Genomic DNA, 16,193 nt, shown 5'->3' on the forward strand with positions numbered 1-16,193 from the left:
TTTCCTGCCCTCCGCAGCGATCAGCCCCGGTCCTGCCGAGACGCCTTTTCGGCGATGCCCGACCGACCGGTGCGGCGCTCGAGTTCGGTCAGGACATCGGCAAGCGGAACGCCGGCGACACCCAGAACGACGAGCCAATGATAGATGAGATCGGCGCTTTCCGAAACGAGGGCTTGTCTGTCACCGCCAACGGCCGCGATCACCGTTTCGACCGCCTCTTCGCCGAGCTTCTGCGCCGCCTTGTCGATGCCGCGCGCGAACAGCTTTGCCGTCCACGAATCCGGATCGCCGGAATGCGCGCGTTCCCTGATGATTGTCTCCAGATCGGAGAGCGAAAACTCAGCCATGGCGCCATCTATCTGCTTGTTTAAGCATGATCTTTTCCGAAACCGGTTCCCCCTTTTGGCTGGCGCACGGACCTTCGGTTCGGGATCATGCTTTAGAGCCGATCCCCTGACGAGTCCAGTCGCATCGGCAGGCCGGCTCGGGCCATGTGCGACTTGGCTTCAGCAATGCTGTACGTGCCGAAATGGAAAATCGATGCCGCCAGCACCGCGCCGGCATGGCCGTCGCGAATGCCCTCGACCAAGTGATCGAGCGTGCCGACGCCGCCGGAGGCGATGACCGGCGCACGCACGGCGTCGGCGACCGCGCGGGTGAGCGCGATGTCGTAGCCGGCCTTGGTGCCATCGCGGTCCATCGACGTCAGCAGGATCTCGCCGGCGCCGCGATCGACCATCTGCCGAGCGAATTCGACCGCGTCGATGCCGGTCTTTTCGCGTCCGCCATGGGTGAAAATCTCCCAGCGGTCGGCCTCGCATTCGGCCGACACTTTCTTGGCGTCGATGGCGACGACGATGCACTGGTTGCCGAACTTGTCGGCCGCCTCGACGATGAAATCGGGATCTCTCACCGCCGCCGTGTTGATCGACACTTTGTCGGCGCCGGCCAAAAGCAGCTTTCTTATGTCGGCGACCTGGCGCACGCCGCCGCCGACGGTCAGCGGCATGAAGCATTGCTCGGCGGTGCGGGCGACGATGTCGAAGATGGTCTCGCGATTTTCGGACGAGGCGGTGATGTCGAGGAAGCAGAGCTCGTCGGCGCCGGCGGCATCATAGGCCTTGGCCGCTTCGACCGGATCGCCGGCATCGATCAGGTCGACGAAATTGACGCCTTTGACGACGCGGCCGTTCTTGACGTCGAGACAGGGGATGACGCGGGCTTTCAGCATCAGATCCTCGCATGCGCGGCAAGAAAATCGCCAAGCAATTGCCCAACGACAGGCGGAACCTCGCCTTTGGCGTCAAAGGCAGGATCGTAGGCGGACAGGGTGATGCCGACGATCGGGATCGACTTGGCCAGCCCGCAAACCAGTTGCCGCAGCTGCTCCGGATTTGGACCTCCCGGCAGCGCATAGCGGTTCACTTGCAGCACATCCGGATCGTGAACATCAAGATCAAGATGCAAATGCGCTTGGGCCGCGCCGGCCGCCTTGAGCTTTCCGACATTGTCGAGTGCATCGGTCCACTGGGCGCGAATGATCGGCAATGTCTCGAGAAGCCGCCTTTCATCTGGATCGAGGTCGCGCGCGTCGACCAGCATGCAGCGCGACGGGTCGATCGCCTGGAAGCCGGGAATCGCTGACGTCATCGGCCGCCAGCAGAGCCCCAGCGTCGTCGCCAGCGCCATGCCGTCGAGAAAGCCGTAGGCGGACGTCTCGGGCGTGTTGAGATCGCCATGCTGATCGATCCAGATGATCGAATCAGCGGCGTCGCCAGCCACCGCACCGGCGGCGGTCAGGCAATTTCCGGCGAGCACGACGGGAAAACGCTCATCGTCGCGCGCCATGTCGACCTTGGTGGCGACTGCCCGACAAACCGCGAAACCTGTCGCGATTTCGCGTCTCTGGGCATCGCCGACCTCGCCGATGTCCTCGACGATGACATCATGGCCGCGCAAGGCAAGTTCATCGACAAGGCCGCCGGCAATGATGGCGTCGGGGCCCTGGCCAAAGCCGGCGTGGTAAAGGCCGCTGTCATAGGGTGCGAGGATGATCGAGAGTTTCATCGCGCCCTCGCCCTCTCCGGTCCGGCCGCCAGGATCGCCAACGCCTCGGCCGGGTCGATACGTCCGTCATAAAGTGCACGCCCTGAGATGGCGCCTTCGAGCATTTGCGCATCGGGCATCGTCATGCGCACGATGTCGGCGATCGACGCCAGCCCGCCGGAGGCGATGACCGGGATGGACACGGCGTCGGCAAGATCGATGGTGGCGTCCCAGTTGATGCCGGTCAGCACACCGTCGCGGTCGATGTCGGTGTAGATGATGGCGGCAACGCCGGCGCCCTCGAACTTCTTCGCCAGTTCGATGACGCCGAGACTAGAGGCCTCGGCCCAGCCCTCGACCGCCACCTTGCCGCCCTTGGCGTCGATGCCGACGGCGATCTTGCCGGGGAATGCCTTGCAGGCCTGCCTGACCAGATCCGGATCGCGCACCGCCACCGTGCCGAGAATGATGCGGGCCAGGCCGCGATCGAGCCAGTCCTCGACCTGCGCCAGGGTGCGGATGCCGCCGCCGAGCTGCACCGGGTTTTTCGATGCCTTGAGAATGGCGCCGACCGCCGCGCCGTTGACGCTCTGGCCCTTGAAGGCGCCGTTGAGGTCGACGACATGCAGCCATTCAAAGCCTTGTTGCTCGAAAGCCCTGGCCTGCGCGGCCGGGTCGTCATTGTAAATCGTCGCGGTCGCCATATCGCCGTGCTTCAGGCGCACGCACTTGCCGTCCTTGAGGTCGATGGCCGGGAACAGGATCACCGTTCAGGCGCCTTCAACAATGACGAAGTGACCGGTCGAGGCGGCAAGCCTGTACTTCAATGCCTCCCGGTATTCAGGCGATTCGTAGCATTCTATCGCCTTGTCGTAGGACTCGAACTCGACCAGGACGTGGCGGTTGCCTGTCGGCCCTTCCGGGTTCGCATAACGCCCCGCCCGCACGGGAAACTTCGCGCCATATTTCGCAAAAGCCGCCGCGTTCGCCTCGATATACTGCTTGTAGCCCTCGGGATCGCGGACATCGACCATCGCCATCCAGTAGCCTTTCTTGCTCATTTTCTTAGGGCCTCCAGCGCAGGAAATTGGTGATCAGCGCCAGGCCAAGCGCCTGGCTCTTTTCGGGATGAAACTGCGTGCCGGCGAGATTGTCGCTGATAACAGCAGCTGTAACCGGACCACCATAGTCGGCAATCGCCAGCACCTCGTCCGGCTTCTGCGCGTCGAGATGGTAGGAATGAACGAAATAGGCGTGCAGCCCCTTGCTGCCGGTCGGAATGCCGGAAAACAGCGGATGCTTGCGCGTGAGCTCGATCGTGTTCCAGCCGATCTGCGGGATTTTTAGCGCAGGATCGGCCGGAGTGATCTCCTTGACGTCGCCGGCGATCCAGCCAAAGCCTTTTGTGACAGTCTTTTCCAGGCCCCGCTCCGACATCAGCTGCATGCCGACGCAGATGCCGAGGAACGGCCGCGCCTTGACGATCGCGACCTCCTCGACCGCCTCCCACATGCCGGCCACAGCGCGCAGCCCGGCCGCGCAATCGGCATAGGCGCCGACGCCAGGCAGGACGATGCGGTCGGCGGTTCTGACACGCTCGGCATCGGCGGTCAGGTCGATGGCGGCGGCGATGCCGGCTTCGTGCGCGGCGCGCTCGAAGGCCTTGGTGGCCGAGCGCAGGTTGCCCGAGCCATAATCGATGATCGCGACCCGCATGTCAGGGTCTTCCCGGCGTGTGGGTCAGTCCGAGCACCATGCCAGTCTGTGCCGGCCGGGCTTGGGCAGCGTCCGGAACGATGCGCGGCACTGGCGCTGGCTCATCCGCATGCGCTTCGGCTTCCAGCACATAGCGCGTATCGGCATCGTCGAGCCTGTCGGCCTCGACGACGCCCCATTCGTGCCAGCCACGACGGCGCAGTGCGGCGATCCGCAAGGCCTGCCCTTCCAGCCCGACATAGAGCGATACCAGCAGCGACAGCAGCCGACCGGCTAGCCCAAGGCTCAGCCCTTCGGCAAGCATCGAAAGCAGAGCCATGGCGACAAACGCCATTGCTGCCTCGATCCACAACCGGTGCCAGAGCAGCCATAGCGGCGGCACGAGGAAGCCAAGCCAGGAAAACCCATCACGGACAAAGGCCGTTGTGTCAGGCTTTTCGCCGCGGCCCGGCGGTTCCATCACGACATAGACGGCCATGGCCTATCCCTTCAGAGATCCCTTGGTGGAAGGAACCGCGTCAGGCTGGCGCGGGTCGCTTTCAAGCGCGAAACGCAGCGCACGCGCCACCGCCTTGAAGCAGGTCTCGGCGATGTGGTGATTGTTGGCGCCGTAGTGGTTGGTGACATGCAGCGTGATGCCGGCATTCTGCGCCAGGGCCTGGAAGAATTCGCGCACCAGTTCGGTGTCGAACGTGCCGATCTTCGGCGATGAGAACGCAACGTTCCAGACAAGGAAAGGACGGCCGGAGACGTCGATCGCCGCGCGCGTCAGCGTCTCGTCCATGGCGAGATCGACCGAGGCATAGCGCATGATGCCGCGCCGCTCGCCCAACGCCTTGGCCAGCGCCTGGCCGAGCGCGATGCCGGTGTCCTCGACCGTGTGGTGGTCGTCTATGTGCAGGTCGCCCTTGGCCTTGACCGTCATGTCGATCAGCGAATGGCGCGACAGCTGGTCCAGCATGTGATCGAAGAAGCCGACGCCCGTCGAAATATCGGATTTTCCGGAGCCGTCGACCTGGACCGATACGGAGATGTCGGTTTCTTTGGTCTTGCGGCTTGCGTTGGCGGAACGGGGCGGCATGCTCATCCTTGTCCAGAGTTCAGGCGTTCCAAGCGTCCACATGCTTGAAAACGAGAGCCTTCTAGCAGCATGATCCGGCGATTGCCAGTTGCCGTGCCAAGCAGTATCGAGCCTGGCCGATGAACGGTTGGCAATCATCGGACCTATGCATACATAGGGTCGATCAAGTCACTCGTAATGCGCCAAATCGCCTTGTCGGGACCGGTGCTGATCGGAGCAGAGATGTCGAACGAACTGACCATGCACGCCACGACTATCCTGACCGTGCGCAGGGGCGGCAAGGTGGTGATCGCCGGTGATGGCCAGGTCAGCCTTGGCCAGACGATCATGAAAGGCAACGCCAAGAAGGTGCGCCGAATCGGCAAAAGCGGCAATGTCATTGCCGGTTTCGCCGGCGCCACCGCTGACGCCTTCACGCTTCTGGAGCGGCTGGAGGCCAAGCTCGAACAATATCCTGAGCAATTGACGCGGGCCTGCGTCGAACTCGCCAAGGACTGGCGCACCGACCGCTATCTGCGCCGGCTGGAAGCGATGATGCTGGTTGCCGACAAGTCGGTCTCGCTGGCGCTGACCGGCACCGGCGACGTGCTCGAACCCGAACATGGCGTCATGGCGATCGGCTCGGGCGGCAATTATGCGCTGGCCGCGGCGCGCGCGCTGATGGACACCGACAAGGATGCCGAAGAAATCGCCCGCAAGGCGATGCAGATCGCATCCGACATTTGCGTCTACACCAACAACAATTTTGTCATCGAAATCCTCGATGCCGGCTGAGCCGGCCGCTGGCCATGATCCCGAAAAGTGGAAACCGGTTTTTGCTTCGCTGACCTTCGGTTCGCAGGAGATCATGGCCAAACGAGAAAATAGATATGATTTTCGACCGGTGACCGAGGCGGACCTGCCGATGATCGCGGCATGGCTGGCCGAGCCGCATGTCGCCGAGTGGTGGGACGATCCCGAGACGGAGATCGCCCAGATCCGTGAGCACATCGACAGCATTTCCGTCGAGCCGCTGATCATCGAGCTCGACGGCGAGCCGATCGGCTACATGCAGAGCTACGATCCGCATCTGGAGGACGGCCACCCCTACAGCGACCAGCCTTTCGGCACGCTCGGCATCGATCTGTCGATCGGCAGGCCCGAGCTTGTCGGACGCGGCCACGGCTCGGCAATTGTCCGGCAGTTCGTGGAACAGCTGTTCGAGGAAGGGGCACCGCGTGTCATCATCGACCCGGATCCATCCAACGGACGAGCGATCCGTGCCTATCAAAAGGCCGGGTTCAGAGCTATCGATCGCAGGCAATCGGAATATGGCGACGCCGTGCTGATGGCGATCGATGCCGAAGAGGGCGACGCCGAAGCGGGCAATATCGAATAGCGCGACGCCGAATAAGGCGCCGAAGAGGGGCAGTAACAGCATGAGCACAAGCGGCGCCGACAAGACCGTCTCGGCCTATGAAGACAGCTGGCGGATGGGACTTCTGCTCGTCCTCGGCCTGATTATATTCCAGGCTGGAGCCCTTTACGGCATGGGCCGAACGCCGATCTGCGAATGCGGCTATGTCAAGCTGTGGCACGGCATCGTGCAGAGCTCGGAGAATTCCCAGCATATTTCCGACTGGTACACATTCTCGCACCTCATCCACGGCTTCCTGTTCTACGCGCTGGCGTGGGCTCTGTTCCCGCGCTCGCCGATCGGGCTCAGGCTGGCTTTTGCCGTCGTCATCGAGGGCGGTTGGGAGCTTCTCGAGAACAGCCCGTTGATCATCGAGCGCTACCGCGCCGGCACGATCTCGCTCGACTATTACGGCGACAGCATCATCAATTCGGTGGCGGACACGCTGGCGATGGTGCTGGGATTTGTGATGGCGCGCAGGCTTCCTATATGGGTGATCGTGACCCTCGCTCTCATCTTCGAATTCGGTGTCGGCTACATCATCAGGGACAATCTGACACTCAACGTGATCATGCTGCTGCATCCGTTCGAGTCCATCCGGCAGTGGCAAAGTGGAATTTAGCGATATGACCACATTCTCGCCCCGCGAAATCGTTTCGGAACTCGATCGCTTCATCATCGGCCAGAAGGACGCCAAGCGCGCCGTGGCCATCGCCTTGCGCAACCGCTGGCGCCGCCAGCAGCTCGAAGGCCAGATGCGTGAAGAGGTGATGCCGAAGAACATCCTGATGATCGGCCCAACCGGCGTCGGCAAGACCGAGATCTCGCGCCGCCTGGCGCGCCTTGCCGGTGCGCCGTTCGTCAAGGTCGAGGCGACCAAGTTCACCGAGGTCGGCTATGTCGGCCGCGACGTCGAGCAGATCATCCGCGACCTGGTCGAGATCGCCATCGGCCTGGTGCGCGAGAAGATGCGCGAGGACGTCAAGGCGCGCGCCCATATCAATGCCGAGGAACGCGTGCTGGAGGCGCTCGTCGGCAAGACGGCGAGCCCGGCGACGCGCGACAGTTTCCGCAAAAAGCTGCGCGACGGCGAGCTCGACGACAAGGAGATCGAGATCGAAGTGAGCGATACCGGCACCGGCGGCATGCCCGGCTTCGAGATCCCCGGCATGCCGGGCGCCAATATCGGCGTGTTGAACATCAACGACATGCTGTCGAAAGCGATGGGCGGCCAGAAGACCAAGACCCGCAAGACGACGGTGAAGGAATCCTACGCGGTGCTGGTCGGCGACGAGTCCGACAAGCTGCTCGACCAGGACGAGGTGGTGCGCAGGGCGCTCGAATCGACCGAAAACGACGGCATCGTCTTCCTCGACGAGATCGACAAGATCGCCTCGCGCGAAGGCGGCATGGGCGCCGGTGTTTCCCGCGAAGGCGTGCAGCGCGACCTGCTGCCGCTTGTCGAAGGCACCACGGTCGCGACCAAATACGGACCGGTGAAGACGGATCACATCCTGTTCATCGCATCGGGCGCGTTCCACGTTGCCAAGCCATCCGACCTGCTGCCCGAACTGCAGGGCCGTCTGCCGATCCGCGTCGAGCTGCGTGCGCTGGAGAAGGACGATTTCGTCCGCATCCTGACCGAGACCGAGGCCAGCCTGATCAAGCAGTACATCGCGCTGATGAAGACCGAGGGCGTCGATCTCGTCTTCACCGACGACGCCATCGATTCACTGGCCGGCATCGCCGTCGATCTCAACGCCAGCGTCGAGAACATCGGCGCCAGGCGGCTGCAGACGGTGATGGAGCGGGTGCTGGACGAGATCTCCTATGACGCGCCGGACCGCCACGGCACGTCGGTGACAGTCGACGCCGCCTATGTGGAGAAGCATGTCGGCGATCTGTCGAGAAACACGGATCTGTCGCGATTCATCCTGTAGCAGGCGATCCATCCGCAAGAGTCGGACCGGCGGAGCCGGCACGTGTGGCCAAATGGAAGCATCTGGCCAGCTTTTGTCTTGCCGGGCGACGGGGCTCTCGACTCCCGTTGCAGCTTTACCTAGTTTGCCGGCAACACCAGCGCCGCGCAGCTTTTTGGATGCGCAAAGGACGCTGTACAGTTGGTTCTGCGCATGACCCCCGAAAATCGGTTCCGAGGGTCATGCGTTGTTGCAGGCGGCGGCGCATGAAAAAAACGATCCTCGTCACTCTCGGGCTGACGCTGGCGACAGCCATGTTCGCCGCCGAAGCGGCGACCATGGTGCCGCCGGGCAACAGTCATGTCGAGCAGCCCAACATACCGGGCGCCTCAAGCCGGCGCACCCAGGCCACCAACACCACCTTCCAGTCGAAATACCGCAAGGTCTATGCGCTGCTGCAGCACGACGCCGGTCTCCGCGGCAAAATCGAGCAGGCAGCAGCGACCTATGGCATCGATCCTATGCATATCGTCGGCGCCATCGTCGGCGAGCACACCTATAATGTCGACGCCTACGACCGGCTGCAGACCTACTACGTCAAGGCGATCTCCTATCTGTCGAGCAAGCTGTCCTTCGCCTACGAAGGCGAGGACATCACCGATTTCGTGCAACGGCCGCAATTCCAGGAATGCGTCGGCAAATCGGATAGTTACGAGCTCTGGGAATGCCGCGAGCAGGTGTGGAACCTTTCCTTTCGCGGCAAGACTGTCGGCGGTGAGAGCTTCCCCGACGACCGCTTCGGCGCGACTTTCTTCCAGCCCTATTATGCCGGCCAGACTTTTGGCCTGGGCCAGCTCAATCCGCTGACCGCCTTGCAGATGAGCGATCTCGTGCACCAGGTGTCCGGCCTGCCGAAGCTCGACGTCGGCGATCCGAACGCGGTCTACAAGACCATCATGGATCCGGACCTGACCTTGGACTATGTCGCGGCGACGATCCGGAAATCGATCGATGCCTATCAGAGCATTGCCGGCTTCGACATATCGGGCAATCCCGGCATCACATCGACGCTCTACAATGTCGGCAATCCTGAGCAGCGCGCCCATGCGCTGAAGGCCGAAAACGACAGGCGCCGCGCCGCGGGCGAACCGGAGAAGCTGCCTGAGGAAAATTACTATGGCTGGCTGGTCAACGACAAACTGCCGGAGCTCAACGCGCTGTTTTAGTGGGTGTTGAGATCTGGCCTTCGAGCTGAAATCGAAGTCGCCTCTTCGGCGTTTGCGCTGCCCCTCATCGCCCTGCCGGGCACGTCTCCCCGTATAGCGACGGGGAGAAGGACGCCTTCGCAAAGGATTTCGCCAATCGCCCAGGGTTGCAGAAAGAACGCCAGGGTCGCGGCCAGCTTCTTTCTCCCCGTTTACGGGGAGAAATGCCCGGCAGGGCAATGAGGGGCGGCGCCTGCTTTCGACAATCGGCACGCACCGGGCTCACGCCGCCAGCAGCGACTTCAGCTTGATCGTTTGCGAACCGAGCGCCTCAGGCGCCGGCTTTGCCTTTTTTGCGATCAGCATCTCGGCCAGCCTGATGTCGCGGGCGACAGAATTGCCCGGACCGATTCCGCTCGCCGCGACCAGCCTGCCGTCCTGCGCCAGGTGAAACAGGATGAAGGCGCCGTCGTCGAGATCGCGGCGCACGACCTTGCTGCCCTCGTCCGACAGCCCAGATATCTGCAAGGTCAGGCCGTACTGATCCGACCAGAACCATGGCACAGCCGAGTGGGCCTCACCGGCGCTAAGCATGTTGTTGGCCGCAAGCGCGCCCTGCTCCTGCGCGTTGCGCCAGGCCTCCAGCCGCACGCGCCGGCCGCCATAGACGGCAAGCGGAAACGAGCAGCAATCGCCGGCGGCAAAGATATCCGGATCGCTGGTGCGAAGCTCGGCATCGACGGCTATGCCGTTGTCGATCGTCAGGCCCGCTTCTGCGGCAAGTCCGGTCACCGGCACAGCGCCGATACCGATCACCGCAAGGTCGGCGACGATGTCCTGCCCGCCGGCAAGCGCGATGCTCACCTCGGCGCCGTCATCGGCAATCGCGGCGATTGCGTCGCCGCACAGGATTTTGACGCCTTCGGCTTCATGCGCCTCGTGGACGATCTTGGCGATCTCGGCCGGCACGCCGCGCATCAGGATGCGCGGCTGCGCCTCGATGACGGTGACAACTGCGCCCAGTCTGCGTGCTGCGGCGGCGAGCTCAAGACCGATGAAGCCGCCGCCAACGATGGCGATGCGGTTGCCGGGGCTGAGATGGGCGCGAATGGCCAGCGCGTCGTTGAAGGTCCGGAGATAGACACAACGCGGCCCGAGGCCCGGCATTGGCAGTCTGCGTGGCACCGAACCGATCGCCAGCAGCAGCTTGTCGTATAGCAGCGCCGAGCCGTCCGACAGGCGCACGCCATGCGCAGCGCGGTCGATCGCCACCGCCTGAACCGAATGGATATGCCTTATCGATCTCTCGGCCAGGATCTCATCGCTGGCGATCGCCTTGATCACGGGCGCATCGCCTGCCATCGCGTCCTTCGACAGCGGCGGCCGCTCATAGGGCAGATGCGGCTCGTCGCCGACCAGCGTCACCGGGCCATCATAGCCGAGATCGCGCAGCGCCAGGGCAGCCCGCCCGCCGCATTCGCCGGCGCCGATGATGAGCATTCCCTTCGCCATCACCGTCACCCGATCTGAATGAGGATTTTGCCGGCGTCGAGCTTGACCGGATAGGTCCTGAGATTGACGCAGACCGGCGCGCCCCTGGCTGCACCGGTCTTGTAGTTGAAGCGGCCATTGTGCTTCGGGCATTCGATGATGTCGTCCATCACCAACCCGTCGGCCAGATGCACCTTCTCATGCGTGCAAAGGCCGTCCGTCGCGAAATATTCGTCGTCGGGACTGCGATAGATGGCGAAGGTGCGGCCGTCATGGTCGAACCGCATCACGTCCTCTTCGTCGATGTCATCGGCACCACAGGCCTCGACCCAGTCGCTCATTGGTCCTCCCGGCAGAATTTTTCTTGGTCAACATGCCCCGGCACAGGCGCGCAAATCATTCGGCTGCTGCCGCGACGGCGTTGTTATCGTTGTGGAATTCCTCGCGATAAGGCTTGGCGGTCGGCGGCAGTTCGCGCTTGAGGAAATAGTCTTCATTGCGCAGCTGGCGCAGGAAGGCAGGCACCATCTCGCGATAGCCGGCCAGGATCGATGGCGTCGGCGCCGGCAGGTCGTGCTTGATCAGCTCATGCAGCCTCGGCAGCGCGTGGTAGGGCACCATCGGGAACATGTGGTGCTCGACGTGGTAGTTCATGTTCCAGTAGATGAAGCGGCTGATCGGGTTCATGTGGACCGTGCGGCTGTTGAGGCGATGGTCGATGACATTTTCGGCGAGGCCGCCGTGCTGCAGCAGGCCGGTCATGACATGATGCCAGGCGCCGTAAAGCCTGGGCAGACCGACCAGCATCAAGGGCAGGAACGAGCCGCCATAAAGCGCCAGCGCGATTGTCGCGGCATAGATCGCGGTCCAGATGCGGGCAATGCGGATCGCCTTTGGCTGCTCCTGCTCGGGAATGAAGGTCTTTTCCGCCGGGCTGATGATACCGGCCGCGTTGCGCACCATGTCGGCCATGGCATGCCAGGCATCGACAATGCCGAAGAAATTGAGCACGACGCGCAACAGGTCCGGCGGGCGCATCACCGCGATCTCCGGATCGCGGCCGACGATGATCGTGTCAGTGTGATGCCGCGTATGGCTCCAGCGCCAGGTCACCGGGTTGCGCATGATCATGAAGCAGGCGATCTGATAGACCGCATCATTCATCCACTGCGTCCTGAAGGCGGTGCCGTGGCCGCATTCGTGCCAGCGTGAATCGGTGGAAGAGCCGTAGAGCACGCCATAGACGAAGAAGAACGGCNGAAGAACGGCACGCACCACCATGTGCCCCAGAACCAGGCGCCGCCGGCGCCGCTCAGGACCAGGGCGGAGAGCCAGATGATGGTGTCGCGGATCGCCGGCCCATCGGAGCGCTGCATCAGCTCCTTCATCTGCTTGCGGGGCACGTCGGTATGATACCATTCGGCCGCCGCCAGCCCGGTCTCGACGGCGCGCTTCGCGTCGCGGCCGAGCAGGCTGTAATCTCGCCGGGACGGCATTACGGATAGTGTCGCTTCCATTGAGGCTGCCTCCGTCGGCATCCGTCGGAACGGGTGCCTCTGCCACAGGTGCTTATGCCCTAAAATAACGCCAAGCCGTGATGGGCTCAACATCATGAAGATAGTTTCTATCATTTCCCATCAGAATGATGTATAGCCTATGCCAGGCAATCAGGCAGGAAGCGTATGGCAAAACGGCCGACCATCACCGATCTGGCGCGTATTTCGGGGGTCAGTGTCGCCACCGTCGATCGGGTGCTGAACAATCGCCTGCCGGTGCGCGAGGAAACCGCGCGCCGCGTCTATGAGGCCGCCACCAGCATCGGCTACCACGCCGCCGGGCTGATCAAGCAGCGGATGCGCCAGGAACTGCCGGAATACCGGCTCGGCTTTCTGCTGCTGAGGGGCAATGATGTTTTCTACAGCGATTTCGCCCGCGAGATCGAACTGGCAGTTTCGCAATCGCAGCGCTTCCGCGGCGTCGCAACCATCGATTTCGCCAGTTCGCTGGCCCCCGACGAGATCGCCGCGCAGATGCGCAAGCTGGCGGCGAAATCCAGGGCAGTCGCCCTTGTCGGTCCGGACCATCCGACGCTGACGGCAGCCGTCGAGACCCTGAAGGCGAGGGGGCAACCCGTCTTCTCCCTGCTATCCGACTTTGCAGCCGGCATCCGCGAGGGCTATGTCGGCCTCGACAACCGCAAGGTCGGTCGTACCGCGGCCTGGATGATCGCCAGAGCGGCGAGAAAGCCCGGCAAGGTCGCCCTTTTCGTCGGCAGCCATCGCTTCCATGGCCATGAGCTGCGCGAGATCGGCTTCAGATCGTTTTTCCGCGAGCATGCGCCGGAATTCACGGTGATGGAGACGCTGGTCAACCTGGAAGCCAACCAGGTGACCCATGATGCAATGATCGATCTTCTGGCGCGGTACCCGGATCTGGCCGGCTGCTATGTCGCTGGCGGCGGCATGGAAGGCGCGGTTTCCGCGCTAAGGGCGGCCAGGCCGGCAAACATGCCAGTGGTCGTCTGCAACGAGATCAACGCCGAATCGCGCGCGGCGCTCGCCGACAACATCCTGACCATGGTGATTTCGACGCCGCTGGCAGCACTATGCCGCGAACTTGTCGGGCTGATGGTGCATGCCATCGAGGCAGGCGCCGCCAATGCGCCGGGCCAGACCTTCCTTCCCTTCGACATCTATCTGCCGGAAAACATCTAGGCTCCGGCAGAAGATCTGGGCTCAGCCAAGACATCCTGTTTAGATCGGGGCGTCGGCAGTGATGTGAACCATCAGCCTGATGGATTCTTGCAGAAGGTTTGCCGGCCCTCAGCCGCGTTGTCCGAAAAAACCGGCAGCCGCTCTCGGAATCTCCTTGACGCCCGCCAGTAGAATGGAATAAATATTTCACCAACTAGGTATTTTGGTTCTTTCGTTCCGGAGCATCTGTTTCAACGGAGGGCTTGGCGTTTCCAGCCAACGCGGAAATCGCCATCGGAAAACGGAGAAGCAATCGGGAGAGATTCCCCGGGAGATCGGGGATTCCGGGTAGATCGGTGCAGCCGGACACCAATTCTGTGGAGGAGAGATAGAATGAAAAAGCTGCTGTTGGGCGCCGCATTCCTGGCGCTGATGAGCTCGTCCGCCCTCGCTGCCAAAATCGGCGTGTCGATGGCGCTGTTCGACGACAATTTTCTCACCGTGCTGCGCAACGGCATGATTGAGCAGGCCAAAGGCATGGAAGGCGTCGAACTGCAGGTCGAGGACGCGCAGAACGACGTCGCCAAGCAACTCGACCAGATCAAGAACTTCGTCGCCTCGGGCGTCGACGCGATTGTCGTCAATCCAGTCGACACCTCGGCCACCCAGGCAATGTCGGATGCCGCCGCTGCGGCCAACGTTCCGCTGGTCTATGTCAACCGCGAGCCGATCAATGTCGACACGCTGCCGGACAACCAGGCTTTCGTTGCCTCGAACGAGGTTGAGTCAGGCACTCTCGAGACCCAGGAAGTCTGCCGGCTGTTCAAGGAAGCCGGCAAGACCGAGGCCAATGTCTATGTGATCATGGGCGAACTGTCGAACCAGGCCGCGGTGCAGCGCACCAAGGACATCGACGATGTGATCGCCACTCCCGAATGCAGCTTCATCAAGATCATCGACAAGCAGACGTCGAACTGGAAACGCGAGGAAGCACAGAACCTGATGACCAACTGGCTGTCGACCGGCGCGCCGTTCGATGGCGTGATCGCCAACAATGACGAGAGCGCCATCGGCGCCATCCAGGCCATGAAAGCTGCCAACATCGACATGAAGTCGGTTGTTGTCGGCGGCGTGGACGCCACCCAGGACGCGCTTGCCGCGATGCAGGCGGGCGATCTCGACGTCACCGTGTTCCAGGACGCGGCCGGCCAAGGCGCCGGGGCGCTGGACGCGGCGCTCAAGCTTTCCAAGGGCGAGGCGGTCGAGCAGAAGGTCTACATCCCCTTCCAGCTGGTCACGCCGGCAAACATCGACAAGTTCCTGCAGAAGAATTGAGCAGAGGAGCGTTCTCGATAGGAGCGGCGCGGCAGAGGATCGGACCGGTTTTTGGAAATCCGACGCTTTAAGAACAAAAAGCAGCGCCGCTCCCTCTTTTCCCTCATCGCCGAAACAAGCGGCGGGAGGGCGACTGCAGCTGATGGAGGAAGCAAAAGTTGACACAGACAACCCATGGCGTCGGTGGACTGAGCTATGATGCGAAAAAGCGGACATGGCCTGCCGAATTCAACGTTTTCCTGGCGCTCATCATCCTGGTCNGACTGAGCTATGATGCGAAAAAGCGGACATGGCCTGCCGAATTCAACGTTTTCCTGGCGCTCATCATCCTGGTCGGCGCCTTCGAGCTGATAGGCCGCGTCTTTCTTGGCGACAGCTTCCTGTTCAACACCCGCCCCAATGTCGATACGATCTTCAACGAGGCGCGCCTGCAGATCATCATCCTGCAGGTGTCGATCGTCGGCATCATCGCCATTGGCGTGACGCAGGTGATCATTTCCGGCGGCATCGACCTTTCCTCTGGTTCGATCGTCGGCGCCACGGCGATGATCGCCATGAGTTTCGCCCAGGTGGCGACGGTCAACGGCAACCCTAATCCCAAGGCGGTGTTCCTCGCGCAAGGCTGGACCGACCTGCCGGTGATCGTGCCGGTGCTGGTCGCGATCGGCTGCGGCCTGCTGGCGGGCCTGGTCAACGGCTCGTTGATCGCCTACACGCGCATTCCGCCGTTCATCGCCACGCTCGGCATGATGGTCACGGCGCGCGGCATCGCCAAATGGTGGTCCAAGGGGCAGCCGATCTCGTTTCCCACCGAAAGTTTCGCCGCCATCGGCAAGGGGCTAATGCCGGTCATCATCTTCATATCGCTGGCGATTCTGTTCCAGCTGATCCTGTCATACACCAGGTACGGCAAGCACTGTTATGCCATCGGCTCCAACGAGGACGCCGCCCGCATGTCCGGCATAAATGTCCAGAACCACAAGATCCTCGTCTTTGTCATTGCCGGCATCCTCGCCTCGCTCGCCGCCGTGGTGCTGAGCTCCAAGAACCTCACCGCTCAGGCCGGCATGGGCGTGATGTACGAACTGGACGCGATCGCCATGGCGGTCATCGGCGGCGTCTCGCTGTCGGGCGGCCGCGGCTCGATCATCGGAACGGTGATCGGTGCGCTGATCTTCGGTGTCATCATCTCCGGCTTCACCTTCCTGCGCCTCGACGCCTACTACCAGGAGATGGTCAAGGGCGTGATCATCATCGGCGCAGTCGTTCTCGACCAGTGGCGCCAGCGCCTGCGGGCAATGAGGGCTTGAT

Annotated in this window: 18 protein-coding genes and 1 pseudogene; 8 read left to right on the forward strand and 11 right to left on the reverse strand. The window is 62.5% G+C overall.

Annotation, left to right across the window (positions count from 1 at the left end; genetic code table 11):
• Positions 1 to 20: 20 nt before the first annotated feature.
• The 8 genes from X738_RS46635 to hisB all read right to left on the reverse strand — a co-directional run bounded on the left by X738_RS46635 (position 21) and on the right by hisB (position 4,843).
• On the reverse strand, positions 21 to 347 hold the full coding sequence (locus tag X738_RS46635; protein ID WP_023796915.1) for a phosphoribosyl-ATP diphosphatase: 327 nt from the start codon (positions 345 to 347) through the stop codon (positions 21 to 23).
• Positions 348 to 439: 92 nt separating this feature from the next.
• Positions 440 to 1,234: an imidazole glycerol phosphate synthase subunit HisF gene (hisF, locus tag X738_RS46640; protein WP_023796916.1), complete on the reverse strand. Its 795-nt coding sequence runs from the start codon at positions 1,232 to 1,234 to the stop codon at positions 440 to 442.
• Entirely contained in the window at positions 1,231 to 2,067 is an 837-nt protein-coding gene (locus tag X738_RS46645; RefSeq protein WP_023796917.1) for an arginase family protein, read from the reverse strand. The genes hisF and X738_RS46645 overlap by 4 nt, the downstream gene beginning before the upstream one ends.
• Positions 2,064 to 2,813 carry a 1-(5-phosphoribosyl)-5-[(5-phosphoribosylamino)methylideneamino]imidazole-4-carboxamide isomerase gene (hisA, locus tag X738_RS46650; RefSeq protein ID WP_023796918.1) on the reverse strand — a complete coding sequence of 250 codons (750 nt, stop codon included), beginning with the start codon at positions 2,811 to 2,813 and terminating at the stop codon, positions 2,064 to 2,066. The genes X738_RS46645 and hisA overlap by 4 nt, the downstream gene beginning before the upstream one ends.
• A gap of 3 nt (positions 2,814 to 2,816) precedes the next feature.
• Positions 2,817 to 3,107, reverse strand: a complete 291-nt coding sequence (locus tag X738_RS46655; RefSeq protein ID WP_023796919.1) for a DUF1330 domain-containing protein — start codon at positions 3,105 to 3,107, stop codon at positions 2,817 to 2,819.
• Between the two features lie 4 nt (positions 3,108 to 3,111).
• A complete protein-coding gene (gene hisH / locus X738_RS46660) occupies positions 3,112 to 3,762 on the reverse strand; it encodes an imidazole glycerol phosphate synthase subunit HisH (protein ID WP_023796920.1) in 651 nt (216 codons plus the stop codon).
• Between the two features lies 1 nt (position 3,763).
• Positions 3,764 to 4,240: a DUF2628 domain-containing protein gene (locus tag X738_RS46665; RefSeq protein ID WP_023796921.1), complete on the reverse strand. Its 477-nt coding sequence runs from the start codon at positions 4,238 to 4,240 to the stop codon at positions 3,764 to 3,766.
• 3 nt (positions 4,241 to 4,243) lie between these two features.
• Positions 4,244 to 4,843, reverse strand: coding sequence for an imidazoleglycerol-phosphate dehydratase HisB (hisB, locus tag X738_RS46670; protein WP_023796922.1), 600 nt, complete (start codon positions 4,841 to 4,843; stop codon positions 4,244 to 4,246).
• A gap of 222 nt (positions 4,844 to 5,065) precedes the next feature.
• Between hisB and hslV the strand changes: the two genes are divergently transcribed.
• The 5 genes from hslV to X738_RS46695 all read left to right on the forward strand — a co-directional run bounded on the left by hslV (position 5,066) and on the right by X738_RS46695 (position 9,384).
• Positions 5,066 to 5,617 carry an ATP-dependent protease subunit HslV gene (hslV, locus tag X738_RS46675; protein WP_023796923.1) on the forward strand — a complete coding sequence of 184 codons (552 nt, stop codon included), beginning with the start codon at positions 5,066 to 5,068 and terminating at the stop codon, positions 5,615 to 5,617.
• Positions 5,618 to 5,690: 73 nt separating this feature from the next.
• Positions 5,691 to 6,221, forward strand: coding sequence for a GNAT family N-acetyltransferase (locus X738_RS46680; protein WP_023796924.1), 531 nt, complete (start codon positions 5,691 to 5,693; stop codon positions 6,219 to 6,221).
• Positions 6,222 to 6,261: 40 nt separating this feature from the next.
• Positions 6,262 to 6,861 carry a DUF2585 domain-containing protein gene (locus tag X738_RS46685; protein ID WP_023796925.1) on the forward strand — a complete coding sequence of 200 codons (600 nt, stop codon included), beginning with the start codon at positions 6,262 to 6,264 and terminating at the stop codon, positions 6,859 to 6,861.
• A 4-nt stretch (positions 6,862 to 6,865) separates the two neighbouring features.
• Complete coding sequence (gene hslU, locus X738_RS46690) at positions 6,866 to 8,179, forward strand: ATP-dependent protease ATPase subunit HslU (RefSeq protein ID WP_023796926.1); 1,314 nt, start codon at positions 6,866 to 6,868, stop codon at positions 8,177 to 8,179.
• A gap of 245 nt (positions 8,180 to 8,424) precedes the next feature.
• Positions 8,425 to 9,384 carry a DUF1402 family protein gene (locus X738_RS46695; RefSeq protein WP_023796927.1) on the forward strand — a complete coding sequence of 320 codons (960 nt, stop codon included), beginning with the start codon at positions 8,425 to 8,427 and terminating at the stop codon, positions 9,382 to 9,384.
• Positions 9,385 to 9,645: 261 nt separating this feature from the next.
• Here the strand turns inward: X738_RS46695 and X738_RS46700 are convergent, their stop codons facing one another.
• From X738_RS46700 to X738_RS46710, 3 genes and pseudogenes are all read right to left on the reverse strand, one after another.
• Positions 9,646 to 10,875 carry an NAD(P)/FAD-dependent oxidoreductase gene (locus X738_RS46700; RefSeq protein WP_023796928.1) on the reverse strand — a complete coding sequence of 410 codons (1,230 nt, stop codon included), beginning with the start codon at positions 10,873 to 10,875 and terminating at the stop codon, positions 9,646 to 9,648.
• A gap of 5 nt (positions 10,876 to 10,880) precedes the next feature.
• Positions 10,881 to 11,195, reverse strand: coding sequence for a MocE family 2Fe-2S type ferredoxin (locus tag X738_RS46705; RefSeq protein WP_023796929.1), 315 nt, complete (start codon positions 11,193 to 11,195; stop codon positions 10,881 to 10,883).
• A gap of 55 nt (positions 11,196 to 11,250) precedes the next feature.
• Positions 11,251 to 12,371 (reverse strand): annotated as a pseudogene (locus X738_RS46710) (fatty acid desaturase family protein).
• 165 nt (positions 12,372 to 12,536) lie between these two features.
• On the opposite strand from X738_RS46710, the gene X738_RS46715 reads away from it, so the two are divergent.
• The 3 genes from X738_RS46715 to X738_RS46725 all read left to right on the forward strand — a co-directional run bounded on the left by X738_RS46715 (position 12,537) and on the right by X738_RS46725 (position 16,192).
• Positions 12,537 to 13,568, forward strand: a complete 1,032-nt coding sequence (locus X738_RS46715) for a LacI family DNA-binding transcriptional regulator (RefSeq protein ID WP_023796930.1) — start codon at positions 12,537 to 12,539, stop codon at positions 13,566 to 13,568.
• Between the two features lie 372 nt (positions 13,569 to 13,940).
• Positions 13,941 to 14,882, forward strand: coding sequence for a sugar ABC transporter substrate-binding protein (locus tag X738_RS46720; protein WP_023796931.1), 942 nt, complete (start codon positions 13,941 to 13,943; stop codon positions 14,880 to 14,882).
• Between the two features lie 158 nt (positions 14,883 to 15,040).
• Positions 15,041 to 16,192, forward strand: coding sequence for an ABC transporter permease (locus X738_RS46725; protein WP_023796932.1), 1,152 nt, complete (start codon positions 15,041 to 15,043; stop codon positions 16,190 to 16,192).
• Position 16,193 lies beyond the last annotated feature (1 nt).

It is taken from the genome of Mesorhizobium sp. L48C026A00, assembly GCF_000502375.1.
Taxonomy (GTDB): domain Bacteria; phylum Pseudomonadota; class Alphaproteobacteria; order Rhizobiales; family Rhizobiaceae; genus Mesorhizobium; species Mesorhizobium muleiense.

What these genes read in the sequence shown, in the direction of transcription:
- X738_RS46635 (WP_023796915.1), bottom strand. Translation starts at nt 347, where the DNA reads ATGGCTGAGTTTTCGCTCTCCGATCTGGAGACAATCATCAGGGAACGC.
- X738_RS46645 (WP_023796917.1), bottom strand. Translation starts at nt 2,067, where the DNA reads ATGAAACTCTCGATCATCCTCGCACCCTATGACAGCGGCCTTTACCAC.
- X738_RS46655 (WP_023796919.1), bottom strand. Translation starts at nt 3,107, where the DNA reads ATGAGCAAGAAAGGCTACTGGATGGCGATGGTCGATGTCCGCGATCCC.
- hisH (WP_023796920.1), bottom strand. Translation starts at nt 3,762, where the DNA reads ATGCGGGTCGCGATCATCGATTATGGCTCGGGCAACCTGCGCTCGGCC.
- X738_RS46665 (WP_023796921.1), bottom strand. Translation starts at nt 4,240, where the DNA reads ATGGCCGTCTATGTCGTGATGGAACCGCCGGGCCGCGGCGAAAAGCCT.
- hisB (WP_023796922.1), bottom strand. Translation starts at nt 4,843, where the DNA reads ATGCCGCCCCGTTCCGCCAACGCAAGCCGCAAGACCAAAGAAACCGAC.
- hslV (WP_023796923.1), top strand. Translation starts at nt 5,066, where the DNA reads ATGTCGAACGAACTGACCATGCACGCCACGACTATCCTGACCGTGCGC.
- X738_RS46680 (WP_023796924.1), top strand. Translation starts at nt 5,691, where the DNA reads ATGGCCAAACGAGAAAATAGATATGATTTTCGACCGGTGACCGAGGCG.
- X738_RS46685 (WP_023796925.1), top strand. Translation starts at nt 6,262, where the DNA reads ATGAGCACAAGCGGCGCCGACAAGACCGTCTCGGCCTATGAAGACAGC.
- hslU (WP_023796926.1), top strand. Translation starts at nt 6,866, where the DNA reads ATGACCACATTCTCGCCCCGCGAAATCGTTTCGGAACTCGATCGCTTC.
- X738_RS46695 (WP_023796927.1), top strand. Translation starts at nt 8,425, where the DNA reads ATGAAAAAAACGATCCTCGTCACTCTCGGGCTGACGCTGGCGACAGCC.
- X738_RS46700 (WP_023796928.1), bottom strand. Translation starts at nt 10,875, where the DNA reads ATGGCGAAGGGAATGCTCATCATCGGCGCCGGCGAATGCGGCGGGCGG.
- X738_RS46705 (WP_023796929.1), bottom strand. Translation starts at nt 11,195, where the DNA reads ATGAGCGACTGGGTCGAGGCCTGTGGTGCCGATGACATCGACGAAGAG.
- X738_RS46715 (WP_023796930.1), top strand. Translation starts at nt 12,537, where the DNA reads ATGGCAAAACGGCCGACCATCACCGATCTGGCGCGTATTTCGGGGGTC.
- X738_RS46720 (WP_023796931.1), top strand. Translation starts at nt 13,941, where the DNA reads ATGAAAAAGCTGCTGTTGGGCGCCGCATTCCTGGCGCTGATGAGCTCG.